Annotated in this window: 14 protein-coding genes, 2 tRNA genes and 2 rRNA genes; 14 read left to right on the plus strand and 4 right to left on the minus strand. The window is 55.0% G+C overall.

The annotated features are described in order from the left end of the window. The 4 genes from BFG58_RS17295 to dkgB all read left to right on the plus strand — a co-directional run. A 23S ribosomal RNA gene (locus tag BFG58_RS17295) occupies positions 1–219 on the plus strand; the annotation flags it as partial. Positions 220–291: 72 nt separating this feature from the next. After that, a 5S ribosomal RNA gene (rrf, locus tag BFG58_RS17300) occupies positions 292–407 on the plus strand. A gap of 56 nt (positions 408–463) precedes the next feature. Further along, positions 464–540: transfer RNA gene (locus BFG58_RS17305), tRNA-Asp, on the plus strand. A 160-nt stretch (positions 541–700) separates the two neighbouring features. After that, on the plus strand, positions 701–1,504 hold the full coding sequence (gene dkgB, locus BFG58_RS17310) for a 2,5-didehydrogluconate reductase DkgB (RefSeq protein ID WP_024909445.1): 804 nt from the start codon (positions 701–703) through the stop codon (positions 1,502–1,504). A 29-nt stretch (positions 1,505–1,533) separates the two neighbouring features. Here dkgB and yafC read toward each other — a convergent pair whose 3' ends face one another. After that, positions 1,534–2,439, minus strand: a complete 906-nt coding sequence (gene yafC / locus BFG58_RS17315; protein WP_045909864.1) for a DNA-binding transcriptional regulator YafC — start codon at positions 2,437–2,439, stop codon at positions 1,534–1,536. 104 nt (positions 2,440–2,543) lie between these two features. Here yafC and BFG58_RS17320 point away from each other — a divergent pair, with 104 nt between their 5' ends. The 3 genes from BFG58_RS17320 to BFG58_RS17330 all read left to right on the plus strand — a co-directional run bounded on the left by BFG58_RS17320 (position 2,544) and on the right by BFG58_RS17330 (position 5,506). Beyond that, positions 2,544–3,719, plus strand: coding sequence for an MFS transporter (locus BFG58_RS17320; protein ID WP_063620856.1), 1,176 nt, complete (start codon positions 2,544–2,546; stop codon positions 3,717–3,719). Between the two features lie 136 nt (positions 3,720–3,855). Continuing rightward, positions 3,856–4,656: an endonuclease/exonuclease/phosphatase family protein gene (locus BFG58_RS17325; RefSeq protein WP_025912579.1), complete on the plus strand. Its 801-nt coding sequence runs from the start codon at positions 3,856–3,858 to the stop codon at positions 4,654–4,656. 76 nt (positions 4,657–4,732) lie between these two features. Then, positions 4,733–5,506 carry a class I SAM-dependent methyltransferase gene (locus BFG58_RS17330; protein ID WP_069720191.1) on the plus strand — a complete coding sequence of 258 codons (774 nt, stop codon included), beginning with the start codon at positions 4,733–4,735 and terminating at the stop codon, positions 5,504–5,506. A 52-nt stretch (positions 5,507–5,558) separates the two neighbouring features. Here the strand turns inward: BFG58_RS17330 and mltD are convergent, their stop codons facing one another. Both mltD and gloB read right to left on the minus strand, forming a co-directional pair. Further along, positions 5,559–6,923: a murein transglycosylase D gene (gene mltD / locus BFG58_RS17335; RefSeq protein WP_045909861.1), complete on the minus strand. Its 1,365-nt coding sequence runs from the start codon at positions 6,921–6,923 to the stop codon at positions 5,559–5,561. Between the two features lie 68 nt (positions 6,924–6,991). Continuing rightward, on the minus strand, positions 6,992–7,750 hold the full coding sequence (gloB, locus tag BFG58_RS17340) for a hydroxyacylglutathione hydrolase (RefSeq protein WP_069720192.1): 759 nt from the start codon (positions 7,748–7,750) through the stop codon (positions 6,992–6,994). Positions 7,751–7,782: 32 nt separating this feature from the next. Here gloB and BFG58_RS17345 point away from each other — a divergent pair, with 32 nt between their 5' ends. Continuing rightward, positions 7,783–8,499 carry a class I SAM-dependent methyltransferase gene (locus BFG58_RS17345; protein ID WP_045909859.1) on the plus strand — a complete coding sequence of 239 codons (717 nt, stop codon included), beginning with the start codon at positions 7,783–7,785 and terminating at the stop codon, positions 8,497–8,499. Here the strand turns inward: BFG58_RS17345 and rnhA are convergent, their stop codons facing one another. Continuing rightward, complete coding sequence (gene rnhA, locus BFG58_RS17350) at positions 8,500–9,000, minus strand: ribonuclease HI (protein ID WP_223540539.1); 501 nt, start codon at positions 8,998–9,000, stop codon at positions 8,500–8,502. A 31-nt stretch (positions 9,001–9,031) separates the two neighbouring features. Between rnhA and dnaQ the strand changes: the two genes are divergently transcribed. From dnaQ to BFG58_RS17380, 6 genes are all read left to right on the plus strand, one after another. Continuing rightward, positions 9,032–9,763, plus strand: coding sequence for a DNA polymerase III subunit epsilon (gene dnaQ, locus BFG58_RS17355; protein ID WP_048029949.1), 732 nt, complete (start codon positions 9,032–9,034; stop codon positions 9,761–9,763). A 132-nt stretch (positions 9,764–9,895) separates the two neighbouring features. Then, a tRNA-Asp gene (locus BFG58_RS17360) sits at positions 9,896–9,972 on the plus strand. A 379-nt stretch (positions 9,973–10,351) separates the two neighbouring features. After that, positions 10,352–11,071, plus strand: a complete 720-nt coding sequence (locus BFG58_RS17365; RefSeq protein WP_045909857.1) for a FadR/GntR family transcriptional regulator — start codon at positions 10,352–10,354, stop codon at positions 11,069–11,071. Further along, entirely contained in the window at positions 11,068–12,081 is a 1,014-nt protein-coding gene (locus BFG58_RS17370) for an ABC transporter ATP-binding protein (protein WP_069720193.1), read from the plus strand. Before BFG58_RS17365 ends, BFG58_RS17370 begins: the two co-directional genes overlap by 4 nt. Further along, complete coding sequence (locus BFG58_RS17375) at positions 12,078–13,160, plus strand: ABC transporter ATP-binding protein (RefSeq protein WP_069720194.1); 1,083 nt, start codon at positions 12,078–12,080, stop codon at positions 13,158–13,160. Before BFG58_RS17370 ends, BFG58_RS17375 begins: the two co-directional genes overlap by 4 nt. Positions 13,161–13,162: 2 nt before the next feature. Then, positions 13,163–14,677, plus strand: a complete 1,515-nt coding sequence (locus BFG58_RS17380) for an ABC transporter substrate-binding protein (protein ID WP_175430179.1) — start codon at positions 13,163–13,165, stop codon at positions 14,675–14,677. Positions 14,678–14,687 lie beyond the last annotated feature (10 nt).

The following is a 14,687-nucleotide window of genomic DNA, read 5'->3' on the forward strand; positions in this document are numbered from 1 at the left end:
GTGTTCGGGTTGTCATGCCAATGGCACTGCCCGGTAGCTAAATGCGGAAAAGATAAGTGCTGAAAGCATCTAAGCACGAAACTTGCCCCGAGATGAGTTCTCCCTGAGACTTTAAGTCTCCTGAAGGAACGTTGAAGACGACGACGTTGATAGGTCGGGTGTGTAAGCGCAGCGATGCGTTGAGCTAACCGATACTAATGAACCGTGAGGCTTAACCTTACAACGCCGAAGATGTTTTGGCGAAGAGACAGAACAATCAAAATTCAGCCTGATACAGATTAACAGAATTTGCCTGGCGGCTTTAGCGCGGTGGTCCCACCTGACCCCATGCCGAACTCAGAAGTGAAACGCCGTAGCGCCGATGGTAGTGTGGGGTCTCCCCATGTGAGAGTAGGGAACTGCCAGGCATCAAATTAAGTAGTAAGCCGGTGCATTAATCCGGTGGTTACAAGCAGTCTTCGGTGGAGCGGTAGTTCAGTCGGTTAGAATACCTGCCTGTCACGCAGGGGGTCGCGGGTTCGAGTCCCGTCCGTTCCGCCACTTATTAAAAGCCCTGAGTTAACGCTCAGGGCTTTTTTCTTATCTGACGTTTAATTATTGCGAAATCAGCAAAAATCCTCTGCGTTTTACGATCTTTTTCTCTATAACACAGCCAGCGATAATCGTCCTCAGTTTACGAACATAACGATTGAGGAAAATTATGACTCTCCCTGCATTTGGTCTGGGCACTTTCCGCCTGAAAGACGACGTTGTTATCGCATCAGTTAAAACCGCACTCGAACTGGGCTATCGCGCAGTTGATACGGCGCAGATCTATGAAAACGAAGCTGCCGTTGGACAAGCTCTCGAAGAGAGCGGTGTACCGCGTAATGAGCTGTTCATTACCACGAAAATCTGGATTGAGAATCTCAGCAAAGACAAGCTGATCCCAAGCCTGAAAGAAAGCCTGAAAAAACTGCGTACTGACTACGTCGATCTGACGCTGATCCACTGGCCATCACCAAACGATGCCGTCTCCGTGGAAGAATTCATGCAGGCGCTGCTGGAAGCGAAAAAGCAGGGCTTAACCCGCGAAATTGGGATCTCCAACTTCACGATCCCGCTGATGGAAAAAGCCATTGCGGCTGTAGGTGCAGAAAATATTGCGACCAACCAGATTGAACTGTCTCCTTACCTGCAGAACCGCAAAGTCGTGGACTGGGCAAAACAGCACGGGATCCACATCACCTCATACATGACGCTGGCCTATGGTAAAGCCCTGAAAGATGAAGTGATTACGCGTATCGCTGAGAAACATAACGCGACTGCCGCGCAGGTTATTCTGGCATGGGCAATGGGTGAAGGTTATGCCGTGATCCCATCTTCAACTAAACGTGAAAACCTGGCGAGCAACCTGTTGGCAACGGATCTTCACCTGGATGCTGACGATAAAAAAGCGATCGCAGCCCTGGAGTGCAACGATCGCCTGGTCAGCCCGGAAGGCTTAGCTCCTCACTGGGATTAAGTTTGACCCACCCTCTGTAACCTGAACCCTCACACAGCTCCTCCGGGAGCTGTTTTTATATGTTCACTCAGAAAATCAATAAAGGCACGAATGCGCGTACTCACCGCTCTGTCACTGTAATACACCGCGCTAAAAGGCATTTCGACCGGCAGGCGTTTATCGGCCATCAATTCCACCAGTTCACCTCGCGCAATCTCCTTATCGATCATATAGTCTGACAGGCAGGCGATACCATTGCCTTCGAGGCACAGCTGCTTCAGCGTTTCCCCGCTGTTAGACGACAATCCGCTAGTAATTTCATGAAGTTGCCCATCATGGCAGGCGACAGGCCAGGTGTTCAGCGATACCGGCTCCGTAAAGCCCAGGCACAGATGCTGCTTCAGTTCTTCAACCGTCTCCGGTTTACCATGTTCAGCAATATACTGTGGCGACGCGATAATTTTTCGGTAGCTGGCAAACAGAGGGCGGGCACGCAAGCTTGAATCGGTCAGCGTTCCCGCCCGGATAGCCACATCTACCTTTCGCTCGATGAGGTTGATAAACGTCTCTGACGAGACCAAAGAGAGCGTCATCTCCGGATAACGTTCGCGGAAAGGTTTAATCAGCGGCATCAGAAAGTGAAGCACAACCGGCGTGGCCGCATCAATGCGCAGTAACCCACGCGGCGTGCTGCGGGTTTCCATAATCTCGGTCTCCGCTGCGGCCATCTCCTGCAGTACCGACTGCACGCGGCGAAAATAACGCTCTCCTTCTTCCGTCAGGCTCAGCTGCCGCGTCGTTCGGTTGAGCAGGCTCACCCCAAGCTTCATCTCCAGCTTTTTTACCGAGCGGCTAATGGCTGAGTTAGCCTGCCCCAGCTGTTCGGCCGCGCGGCTAAAGCTGCCGCTTTCGACGACGGCGACAAAGATTGTCAGCTCTTCCGACGTTGCTTTCATTGTTGCACCACCCGCAAAATTCTATTGATATTTTGACCATTTTTGTTATTTAAGCACTGGCGCATACTGCCTGTCATCTTAATCCTGATGATACGGAGTATTTTATGCCACTGGCGCTTCTTGCCCTGACGATCAGTGCCTTTGCAATTGGCACGACCGAATTTGTTATCGTGGGACTGGTTCCCACCATTGCTAACCAGCTTGCGATCTCATTGCCCTCCGCCGGATTACTGGTGTCCATCTATGCCCTGGGCGTTGCCGTCGGCGCTCCCGTGCTGACGGCCCTGACCGGACGTTTTCCGCGTAAGCAGCTGTTAGTTGCATTAATGGTGCTGTTCACCGCCGGCAACGTGCTAGCCTGGCAGGCGCCGGACTACACCACGCTGGTCATCGCTCGTCTGTTGACCGGCCTTGCACACGGGGTGTTCTTCTCGATTGGTTCCACTATTGCAACCAGCCTGGTACCAAAAGAGAAAGCGGCCTCCGCCATTGCGATCATGTTCGGTGGGCTGACTGTTGCACTCGTCACGGGCGTACCGTTGGGGACGTTTATCGGACAACACTTCGGCTGGCGTGAAACGTTCCTGGCCGTCTCCTTACTGGGCGTCATTGCCCTGGTGACCAGCCTGCTGCTGGTGCCGTCGAATATTCCTGGCCGGGCCAGCGCCAGCCTGAGCGATCAGCTGAAGGTGCTCACGCATCCGCGTTTGCTAATCATCTACGCGGTTACGGCGCTGGGCTATGGTGGCGTATTCACCGCCTTCACTTTCCTTGCACCGATGATGCAGGACCTGGCGGGTTTCTCCCCCAATGCCGTGAGCTGGATTTTGCTGGGATACGGTATTTCCGTTGCGATTGGCAATATCTGGGGCGGCAAGCTTGCGGATAAGCATGGTGCGGTACCGGCGCTGAAATTCATTTTCGCCGCGTTGGTCGTTCTGTTGATGATTTTCCAGTTCACGGCTTCGATACAGTACGCCGCGCTGGTCACGGTACTGGTCATGGGGATCTTCGCCTTTGGTAATGTGCCCGGGCTTCAGGTCTACGTTGTTCAGAAAGCCGAGCTTTATACGCCCAATGCGGTGGATGTGGCTTCCGGCCTGAATATTGCCGCTTTTAATATTGGTATCGCGCTGGGCTCCATCATTGGTGGGCAAACCGTCGAACACGTCGGATTAACCCAGACGCCATGGATTGGCGCGGTGATTGTCCTGGTCGCTTTCCTGTTGATTGGGCTGAGCGGACGTCTTGATAAACCCGCCCGCGTCGCGCTGGGTTAACATCAGTAAGCGCTTGCTTACAAAACTGGAAAGCGGTTTCTCAGAAATTGCGTTGAAAGTGTGACCTAAAGTCCCTATAACATTAGAACCAGTCCGTTTTCCGGACTGGTTCATGTTACAGAGGCTGTTTCCAAAAGTGCGAAAAAATACCTATGCCATGCGTTATGTAGCCGGAATGCCCGCGGAGAGGATCTTGCCTCCGGGGTCATTTGCGAGCATAAGCCAGGCATTACCCGCCGGCACACCGTTAAGCAGCGATGAAAAAATCCGTGTACTGGTGTGGAATATCTTTAAGCAGCAGCGTGCGGAGTGGTTATCGGTCCTCAAGAATTTTGGCAAAGATGCCCATCTGGTTCTGCTCCAGGAGGCTCAAACCACGCCTGAGCTCGTTCGGTTTGCTACCACTCACTATCTTGCCGCCGACCAGGTACCCGCCTTTGTTCTGCCTCAGCACCCCTCGGGCGTGATGACGCTTTCAGCGGCACATCCCGTCTATTGTTGTCCACTGCGCGAACGAGAGCCTATTCTGCGCCTGGCGAAATCGGCGCTGGTGACGGTCTATCCGCTGCCGGATACCCGTATGCTGATGGTCGTGAATATCCACGCGGTGAACTTCAGCCTGGGCGTGGATGTGTACAGTAAGCAGTTACTTCCGATTGGCGATCAGATAGCGCATCACAGCGGGCCCATCATTATGGCCGGCGATTTCAATGCCTGGAGCCGTCCGCGCATGAATGCGCTGTATCGCTTTGCGCGCGAAATGTCGCTGCGTGAAGTTCGTTTTAGCGATGACCAGCGCAAAAAAGCCTTTGGTCGTCCTCTCGACTTTGTCTTCTATCGTGGGTTGAGCGTGCACGATGCCTCCGTGCTGGTGACGCGCGCCTCCGATCATAACCCTCTACTCGTCGAATTCAGTCCCGGCAAACCTGATAAATAATGGTGTGTCAGGTCTGCCGTGGGGCAGGCCTGTGCAGGTGCTGCCCTTTTATTTTTAACCCACAAAGGACAGTACGATGACAACAACACACTCCCATCATGACAACGTAGAAAAACAGTTTGGTTCGCAGGCAAATGCGTATCTGAGCAGCGCCGTACACGCTTCAGGCCGCGATCTGGTGCGCCTCGGTGAGCGCCTGTCGGCATTTCCGCAGGCGCACGTGCTGGATTTAGGCTGCGGGGCAGGGCATGCCAGCTTCACGGCTGCGCAGCAGGTGGCGCAGGTTACCGCATATGACTTATCCAGCCAGATGCTGGAGGTGGTTGCTGAAGCGGCGAAAGCGAAGGGGCTGGACAACATTGATACGCGTCAGGGCTATGTCGAATCCTTACCTTTTGATGATGCCTCGTTTGAGGTGGTGATCAGCCGTTATTCCGCGCACCACTGGCATGATGTTGGCCAGGCATTACGCGAAGTCAAACGCGTTCTGAAGCCGGGTGGCATCTTCATTATTATGGATGTGATGTCGCCTGGACATCCGGTGCGCAATATCTGGCTGCAAACGGTGGAAGCGCTGCGCGACACCTCGCATGTGCAAAACTACGCCAGCGGAGAGTGGTTATCGCTTATCACGGAAGCGGGACTGATTACACGCTCGTTAATCACAGACCGTTTGCCGCTGGAGTTTAGCTCGTGGATTGCGCGTATGCGCACCCCGGAAGCGTTAAGCCAGGCAATCAGGCTGTATCAGGAGAGTGCGTCCGCAGAGGTGAAGGCGTACTTTGAACTGCAGGACGATGGTTCATTTACCAGCGATACCATCATGGCGGAAGCGCAAAAAGCGGGATAAACAAAAAAGGCACCGAGGGGAATCGGTGCCTTTTTATCTTTCGGTCGTGTTATCAGGAGTCTGGCGTCGCGCTGTTCTTCACAAACAGCGTCAGCTGGTCGCCTGGTTTCAGATTGTCAGTATCATTGTTCCAGCGCATCACATCTTTGATGTTCACGCCGTGACGTTTTGCGATACTGGACAGCGAATCACCCTTACGCACGCGATAGGTAATGCTATCGCTGTTGTTGGCAAGACGCTGCGCACTGCTACCTGCGCCAACCGTCAGATTCTGACCCACTTTCAAGCCCGATCCGCGCAGATTGTTCCACTGCTGGAGATCTTTTGCGCTCACGCCAAGACGTGATGCAATGCCTGAAAGCGTATCACCTGAACGAACCTTATAACTGCGGCTGTTGACGGGTGAGGCATCCGCGATCAGCGTTGACTGAACGGCGGCGATTTCACCCGAAGCTAAAGACTCACGTAACTGCTCAGCATGTTTCTGCGGAACCATTACATACTGCGGGCCACTCGCCCCCAGGGTTGAGCCTTTAACGCCAGCATTAAAGGTTTTCAGTTTACTTACCGACATACCCGTCATATCAGCAACCTGTTGAATATCAACCGGATTGCTGAGGCGAACACGCGCCAGTGCACGACTTTCGTCTGGTGTTGGCAGTTGCACACCGTAACGCTTGCTGTTCTTGAGAATATCGCTCAGTGCCAGCATTTTCGGTACGTAAATCTTTGTTTCCTGTGGCAGTGAGAGCGACCAAAAATCGGTGGATTTACCCCGTGCTTTATTCGCTTTCATTGCCTTCAGTACACGACCTTCGCCGCTATTGTACGCTGCGACCGTTAACAGCCAGTCGCCGTCAAACATCTTGTTCAGACGTTGCATCATGTCGAGAGCGGCTGTCGTTGAAGCGACAACATCGCGACGCGCATCATAGTTGCGGGTCTGTTTCAGACCATAGTTTCGCCCGGTGCTCGGAATGATCTGCCAAATGCCTGCGGCATTGGCGCCAGACGTCGCGTGTGGGTCAAAAGCGCTCTCCACTATGGGTAGGAGTACCAGCTCCATAGGCATGTTACGTTTCTTAACTTGCCCGGCTATCCAGTACATATACGGCTCTGCCCGTAACGTTACATCGTGGAGATAGCTCTTATTACTTAAATACTTCTGTTTCTGTTCGCGAATCCGGGTATTTTCCGGAATTCCCATCTTTAGCTCGTCGCCAATAGAGGTCCACAAGTCTTGATCCTGCGCGAAAGATGTTCCATCGTCCATCCAGCGCGCCGAACTTGTAAACTTCCCTGCTTCCCCTTGACCAGCTGCAGAAAGGCTCTGTGCGTGCTGTTGTACGTTGCTGCCGTTCTGCGACTGGCAACCTACAAGCAGGACAGAGGCGAGTAATATCGCTTTTGCCTTCATGTGTGTGTCAATAGTTGCTTAAAAGACGAGCGATGATAACGGCGAAATTTTGAAAAGGCAACCCGCAATTATCTGAAGTTATCTTTCTTTGACCTTAACCATGCAAATCGCTGTTCTGGTTGTTGCAAATTTGTTTCTTGGTTAATTTTATTAATTAAATCAATATCATCTGTTCGTAAAAATAAATTAATTTGGCGTTCGTTTTTCAGAATTACGGGGAGTGTTTTTTGGTTTTTTGCACGTAACTCCTTCACTTTGTGATAATAATCCTGAATCGCCCGATCCTCAGGCAACAGGCTGACGGCAAACTTCATATTTCCTAATGTATACTCATGCGCGCAACAAATAACGGTATCATCGGGTAATGCGTTAATCTTCTGTAAAGACTGATACATTTGTGCTGGTGTGCCTTCAAATAGTCTTCCGCAGCCTCCGGAGAACAGCGTGTCGCCGCAAAAAAGATAAGGCTTACTGTAGAAACACAGATGTCCCAAAGTGTGACCCGGTGTAGCAAATACGGAAAACTCCCACTCACGTATGAGGATTTTTTCGCCTTCTTCGACTACTTGCGTGAGTCCCTTATCTTGTGCCTCTGCCGGTCCGTAAACCACAATATGCGGAAAGTGGGCGCGCAGTTCCAGCACGCCGCCCGTATGATCGTGATGGTGATGCGTCAACAGAATGGCTTCCGGCTGCCAGCCGTTCTCTTTTATTGCGCGCAGTACGGGGGCGGATTCTCCGGGATCGACAATGACGCATCGACGTTCATCGTCCACCAAAACCCAGATGTAATTGTCCTCAAAAGCGGAAATACTGATAAGATTCATACATTACCTCTAATAGCGTGGCGGGTGTGTTGATGAAACCGGCAAGGATACCTCAGACTGTCGCAGCACCGGAACGTTGGGCGGAATTGCCCTGGGGTGAATACTATCGCGAAGCGTTAGAGCAACAGCTGAAGCCCTGGCTGGCGAAAATGTATGGCTTTCACCTGCTTAAGATTGGCAATCTCAGCGCGGAAATCAATACCGAAAGCTGCGCTATCTCGCATCAGGTCAACGTCTCTCTCGGCGGATCGCCGGTTCAGGTGAAAGCAGACCCGTTACATCTGCCGTTTGCGGAAAAATCCGTTGATGCGTGTTTGCTCGCACATACGTTACCCTGGTGCAGCGATCCGCACCGTCTGCTTCGCGAAGCCGATCGCGTGCTGATTGATGACGGCTGGCTGGTACTGAGCGGATTCAATCCGCTGAGCCTGATGGGCCTGCGTAAGCTGGTACCGGTGCTGCGTCGGACGCCGCCATACAACAGCCGGATGTTCACCATGATGCGCCAGCTCGACTGGCTGTCACTGCTGAACTTCGAAGTGCTCTGCTACGGCGGTTTTCAGGTGCTGCCCTGGGCGCGGCAGGGGGGCGTCTTGTTGAGCACGCATTTGCCTGCCTTAGGCTGCATGCAGTTTATCGTCGCGCGTAAGCGAACCATTCCCCTTACGCTTAATCCCATGAAGCAGAGCAAATCGAAAACGCCAATCCGTCAGACCGTTGGCGCCACGCGGCAATACAAAAAGCCCTGATCAGGATTCAGGCTGATAGCCCGCGTCCTCATGCGCAGGGTTAGCGGCCGCCGCACGCGCCAGCTCGTCACAGCGTTCGTTTTCCGGATGGCCGGCGTGCCCTTTAACCCACTCCCACTTAATCTGGTGCTGGCCCAGCGCAGCATCAAGACGTTTCCAGAGATCGACGTTCTTGACCGGTTTCTTATCGGCAGTCTTCCAGCCGCGTTTTTTCCAGTTATGGATCCACTGGGTAATCCCCTGGCGGACGTACTGGCTGTCGGTACTTAACACCACGTCACAATGTTCTTTTAACGCCTCCAGCGCCACAATGGCCGCCATGAGCTCCATCCGGTTGTTGGTGGTCAGAAAATAGCCTTCGCTAAAAGTTTTTTCGTGCTGGCGATAGCGCATTATCGCGCCGTAGCCGCCGGGACCTGGGTTGCCGAGACAAGATCCATCGGTGAAAATTTCTACCTGTTTACGCATCTCTGGTAGACTTCCTGTATTTGAAACGTTCAGTTAAACGATAAGTCTGACATAAATGACCGCTATGAGCACTGCAATTACTCGCCAGATCGTCCTCGATACCGAAACCACCGGTATGAACCAGATCGGCGCGCACTACGAAGGGCATAAGATCATCGAGATCGGCGCCGTTGAAGTGGTGAACCGTCGTCTTACGGGGAACAACTTCCACGTCTACCTCAAGCCCGATCGGCTGGTGGACCCCGAAGCGTTCGGCGTTCACGGTATTGCCGATGAGTTCTTGCTGGATAAGCCGACGTTTGCGGATGTGGCTGACGAGTTCCTGGAATACATCAAGGGCGCCGAGCTTGTCATCCATAACGCCTCGTTCGATATCGGCTTTATGGACTATGAATTCAGCAAGCTTAATCGTGATATCCCGAAGACGAACACCTTCTGTAAGGTAACAGACAGTCTGGCGCTGGCGAGGAAGATGTTCCCCGGCAAGCGTAACAGCCTGGATGCACTTTGTTCGCGCTACGAGATAGACAATACCAAACGAACGCTCCACGGGGCGTTGCTCGATGCCCAGATCCTCGCCGATGTCTATCTGACGATGACCGGCGGGCAGACGTCAATGAAGTTCAGTATGGAAAATGAGTCTCAGCAGACGCAGGGCGAAGCGGGTATTCAGCGTGTTGTCCGTCAGGCAAGCCGGCTACGGGTTGTTTTAGCCAGTGATGAAGAGCTGCTTAACCACGAATCCCGTCTTGATCTGGTGCAGAAGAAGGGCGGCAGCTGTCTCTGGCGTGCCTGAAAAAACGCCGGAATGCCTGTAAAATCATCGTTTGGGCGATTTTTGCAGCAAACGATTCAAAACGCGAGAAAAAGCGTTGACGAGATCGGAGGCGCACCGTAATATGCGCCTCGTTCCCCAAACGGGAACAGTGGAGCGGTAGTTCAGTCGGTTAGAATACCTGCCTGTCACGCAGGGGGTCGCGGGTTCGAGTCCCGTCCGTTCCGCCACTATTCAGAAGGCCTGAATCAGAAATGATTCAGGCCTTCGTCGTTTCAGCGTTCTGTAATCCCATACTCTCACTTATCGTTAACAAAAAGTTAATATAAATGGTGCAATTAATTAACAATTGCACGGTTGCAGTGCGTTATTTGCACTATCGTTGTGCATTTTGCCACCATGCCTCTCTCCAGAACTCATTCAGAATGTGTCTTTCTGTAAAAATAATTCACGCAGAATCATTTGGTTATCTCCCGCTTGCCAAAAAAATACCGAACCAATTACGTATTGGTTTGGTTATTGCTTAATCATTAGCACGATAAGCTTCATTCCATATCAATAACTTATCGTTAATTAAAATAAAGCAATGATGAAAGCGAGCGAACCAATATGGAAAAACCGTCACGGTTTCTGGCCAATTCCAGCACCGCGCTTGAGCAGTTGCGCGGGCTAATCAACCAGCATGAGTCAACACCAGGCATTCCGCTGCCCACGGAACGTGAGCTGTCGGACACTCTCGGCGTAGGGCGACGTGAAGTCCGTCGTGCGCTGGACGTGCTGGAAGAGGAGGGGCGTATCTGGCGTAAGCAGGGCAAAGGGACCTTTATCGGCCCGTCAGCACCTGTTGAACCGCTGGCCCTTCAGGGACTGGTGCAGCAAACCAACCTGCTGGAAGTGATGGAAGCTCGTCTTCAGCTTGAACCCGGCCTGGCCCGGCTTGCGGCACTGCGTGCCACCAGGGAAAACCTCGCGCTTATGCAGCGCATGCTGGAACGCATCGATAAGGTCAGCCCGGATGACCGCGATCTTAACGAACTCTGGGATAGCGCCTTTCACCGGGCGATTGCCGAGGCTGCGGGCAACCGTCTGATGCTCGGCCTGTTTGATGCCATTGATGCCGTCAGACGTGAACCGGGCTGGCAGCATCTGCGCGAATTAGCCCGCACGCCCGAACGTGTCGATAGCTATAACGACCACCACCACAAGATCATGGCGGCGATTATCCATCGCCAGCCTAATGAAGCTGCGGCCGCCATGCGCGAACACCTGCTCAGCCTGCAAACCGCCCTGATTCAGGCTATCCACCTTGAGGACGACTTCACGCCATGACGACAATCCCCTTTAAGGACGCCACGCCCGTACTGCAAGTCCAAAACCTCAACGTTACGTTCGCGGGCTCACCGGTTAGCGTGCTTGACGGTATCTCATTGACCGTCAGGGCGGGCGAAACGCTGGCGCTGGTGGGAGAGTCCGGCTGCGGGAAAAGTATCACCTCACTGGCGCTGATGGGGTTACTGCCCGCCAGCGCACGGATCGTCAGCGGGGAGATGCAGTTTCGCCGCCACGATCTGCGCAAGCTCTCGCTGCGGGAGTATGCCGATCTGCGTGGCAGCGAGCTGGCGATGATTTTCCAGGAGCCGATGACCTCGCTCAATCCGGCGTTTACGCTGGGCGATCAGTTGAGTGAAGCGGTCATGCGACACCAGGACGTCTCGCGCGCAGAGGCGATGAAGGTCGCGCTGCAGATCCTCGAGAAAGTGCAGATCCCGGCGGCAGAGATGCGTCTCAAGGCGTATCCTCACCAGCTTTCCGGCGGCATGCGCCAGCGCGTGATGATTGCCATGGCGCTGATTAATCATCCTAAATTATTGATTGCCGACGAACCGACCACCGCGCTTGACGTCACTATCCAGGCGCAAATCCTCGCCTTGCTCAACGCCCTCAAAGAAGAGACCGGCACGGCGGTGCTGATGATCACCCACGATTTAGGCGTGGTGGCTGAAGTGGCGCAGCAGGTGGCGGTGATGTATGCCGGACAGGTGGTAGAGCAGGGCAGCGTTGAGGCGATATTTGCCGATCCGCAGCACCCGTACACCATCGGCCTGATGGGGTCGATTCCCTCCCTTGGCGCACGTAAAGGCCCGCTTTCCACCATTCCCGGTTCGGTACCTCTGCCGGAATCCATGCCGAAGGGCTGTCGTTTTGCCACCCGCTGTCCGTTTGCGCAGGCGCGCTGCCATGATGAAAAACCGCAGCTCGCCACGCTCGGCGCGGGCCATCAGGTTGCCTGCTTCCGCGTGCCGCTCGAACACCACATCGCCCTGGGAGAGACCGCATGACCACACCCATTCTTGAAGCACGGGACCTCAGCAAGCTGTTCCCCGGTCCGAAAAAACTCTTTACCCCGGCCCGGTTCGTCACGGCGGTCGATCGCGTGTCGCTTGCCGTGATGCCGGGCGAAACGCTGGCGATTGTCGGCGAGTCCGGTTCCGGAAAATCCACGCTTGGCCGTTTGCTGCTGCGCCTGCTGGCCGCCAGCGAAGGGCGCGTGTTTTATCAGGGGGAAGAGATCACCCACGCCTCGGGGGCGCGCCTCAATCAACTCCGGCGCGAGCTGCAGATCATCTTCCAGGATCCCTTCGCCTCCCTGAACCCGCGCATGACGGTGGAGCAGATCGTCGGCGAGCCGCTGTGGCTGCATCAGAACATGAAAAAAGCGGATCGCCAGTACCGCGTTGCCGAGTTACTTAAAACCGTAGGCCTGCCCGCCGCCTGGGCCGGGCGCTACCCGCACGAGTTTTCCGGCGGGCAGCGCCAGCGTATCGGCATTGCGCGCGCGCTGGCCTCGGGACCGAAGCTGCTGCTGGGCGATGAGCCGGTATCCGCGCTGGACGTCTCCGTTCAGGCGCAGGTGGTCAATTTGCTGGAAAGCCTGAAGCACCAACTGGGGCTGACAATGGTGATTGTCGCCCATGGTCTGGCAGTGATCCGCCACATGAGCGACCGCGTGGCGGTCATGTACCTCGGGCAAATCGTCGAGCTCGCCACCGTGGATGAGATCTTTGACGCGCCGCTACATCCTTATACGCAGGCGCTGATCGCCTCGGCGCCGCAGATGCAGCCGGGCGCTGAACGCGACGCGCCGCTGCTGCAGGGAGACTTACCGAACCCTGCCAGCCCGCCGTCCGGCTGTCGTTTCCACACCCGCTGCCCGTACGTCACCGACGAATGCCGTCAGGTCGAGCCGATTAATCAGGTGCTCGACGGCGGGCGTCAGGTTGCCTGTCATCGCTGGCAGGAGATCAACCGCGATCGCAGCGTTATCCAGATCGCACCGCCATCCGCCGCTTTTCTGCGCCGCCGCGCGCTGTTTGAACACGCGGCCACCCACTCATCCCTTCCTTCAAGGAACTCATGATAATGACAATGCGTAATTCTCTTTTGACCGTACTGGGAAGTGTTATGTTGCTTGGCGCGGCGCTGCCCGCCCATTCTGAAAGCGTGCTGCGTATTGGCCTGGGGGCAGATCCGGACATGCTCGACCCACATCTGGCGCGCACCTACTATGGCCGCTTCGTCTTTGCCTCCCTGTGCGACAGGCTGGTGGACGTGGATGAAAACCTGAAAGTTGTCCCCGGCCTGGCCAAAGACTGGGCGTGGAGTGACGACGGTAAAACTCTGACGCTTAATCTGCGCGAAGGCGTGACCTTCCACGACGGTGAGAAATTCGATGCCGCTGCGGCAAAATACAACCTCGACCGCGCCCTGACCCTGAAAGGCTCCCTGCGTAAGAGCGAGATCTCCTCCGTTGAATCGGTCGAGATCACCGGCCCGATGCAGATTGCGCTGCACCTGAAGACCCCCGATGCCGCGCTGCTGATGCAGCTCACCGACCGCGCGGGTGCAATGATGGCCCCCGAGGCGGCGAAAAAGCCTGACTTTGCTGCCCATCCCGTCTGTTCTGGCCCGTATAAATTCGACAGCCGCGTATCTCAGGACCGCATTGTTCTGACCCGCTTCGACAACTACTGGAACAAAGACGCCTACCACTTCGACAAAATTATCTATCTGCCGATTCCGGATGCCTCCGTGCGCCTCGCAAACCTGCGCGCGGGCGATCTCGATCTGACCGAAGGGATTGCTGCCAGCGACGTGAAAACCGTCGAGGCCGACAGCAAGCTGGCGCTGGCGAAGGTAACGGGCCTCGGCTATCAGGGCATCACCTTCAACATCAATAACGGCAAGGTGCCGGCCAATGACCCGTTCAAAGATGCCCGCGTGCGCGAGGCCTTCTCGCAGGCTATCGACCGCGATGCGCTAAACCAGGTGGTCTTTGAAGGACTGTATACGCCAGCCAACCAGGCGTTTTCGACGGTCAGCCCGTATCACGTCAACCTGCCGGTCCCGCCGCGTGACGTCGACAAGGCCAAAGCGCTGCTCAAAGCGGCAGGCGTCAGCGCGCCGCTGACCGTCAACCTGCTGGTACCGAACAACCCCACCTCACAGCAGGTGGGGCAGGTGCTGCAGGCGATGGTCGCCGAGGCGGGCTTTAATCTGAACCTGCAGATGACCGAATTCGCCACGCTGCTGGACCGCCAGCAGAGCGGGGACTATCAGCTGAGCTTCTCAGGCTGGTCGGGGCGCCCGGATCCGGACGGCAGTATCTACGGCTTTATCAACAGCAAAGGCACCCTGAACGACGGCCGCTACAGCAATGCGCAGGTTGATGAGTGGCTGACCCAGGCGCGCCAGAGTACTGACCAGGCCGCGCGCCAGCCGCTGTACGACAAGGTGGTGAAACAGCTGCAAACGGATATGCCGATTGCCTACCTCTACTTCGAGCCGCGTATTTTTGGCCTGAACAAAAGCGTGCAGGGCTTTAAGCCGTACCCGGACGGCATAGTGCGTCTGGCTGGCTTAACGCTGGCGAAATAACCGTCCTGAG

Origin of the sequence: Enterobacter sp. ku-bf2 (assembly GCF_001742765.1) — a bacterium.
GTDB classification, from domain to species: Bacteria; Pseudomonadota; Gammaproteobacteria; order Enterobacterales; family Enterobacteriaceae; genus Enterobacter; species Enterobacter quasiroggenkampii.

Bases quoted from the DNA above. Each gene is read 5' to 3' on its own strand.
- dkgB (WP_024909445.1), top strand. From the start codon at position 701: ATGACTCTCCCTGCATTTGGTCTGGGCACTTTCCGCCTGAAAGACGAC.
- yafC (WP_045909864.1), bottom strand. From the start codon at position 2,439: ATGAAAGCAACGTCGGAAGAGCTGACAATCTTTGTCGCCGTCGTCGAA.
- BFG58_RS17320 (WP_063620856.1), top strand. From the start codon at position 2,544: ATGCCACTGGCGCTTCTTGCCCTGACGATCAGTGCCTTTGCAATTGGC.
- BFG58_RS17330 (WP_069720191.1), top strand. From the start codon at position 4,733: ATGACAACAACACACTCCCATCATGACAACGTAGAAAAACAGTTTGGT.
- mltD (WP_045909861.1), bottom strand. From the start codon at position 6,923: ATGAAGGCAAAAGCGATATTACTCGCCTCTGTCCTGCTTGTAGGTTGC.
- gloB (WP_069720192.1), bottom strand. From the start codon at position 7,750: ATGAATCTTATCAGTATTTCCGCTTTTGAGGACAATTACATCTGGGTT.
- BFG58_RS17345 (WP_045909859.1), top strand. From the start codon at position 7,783: ATGAAACCGGCAAGGATACCTCAGACTGTCGCAGCACCGGAACGTTGG.
- dnaQ (WP_048029949.1), top strand. From the start codon at position 9,032: ATGAGCACTGCAATTACTCGCCAGATCGTCCTCGATACCGAAACCACC.
- BFG58_RS17365 (WP_045909857.1), top strand. From the start codon at position 10,352: ATGGAAAAACCGTCACGGTTTCTGGCCAATTCCAGCACCGCGCTTGAG.
- BFG58_RS17370 (WP_069720193.1), top strand. From the start codon at position 11,068: ATGACGACAATCCCCTTTAAGGACGCCACGCCCGTACTGCAAGTCCAA.
- BFG58_RS17375 (WP_069720194.1), top strand. From the start codon at position 12,078: ATGACCACACCCATTCTTGAAGCACGGGACCTCAGCAAGCTGTTCCCC.
- BFG58_RS17380 (WP_175430179.1), top strand. From the start codon at position 13,163: ATGACAATGCGTAATTCTCTTTTGACCGTACTGGGAAGTGTTATGTTG.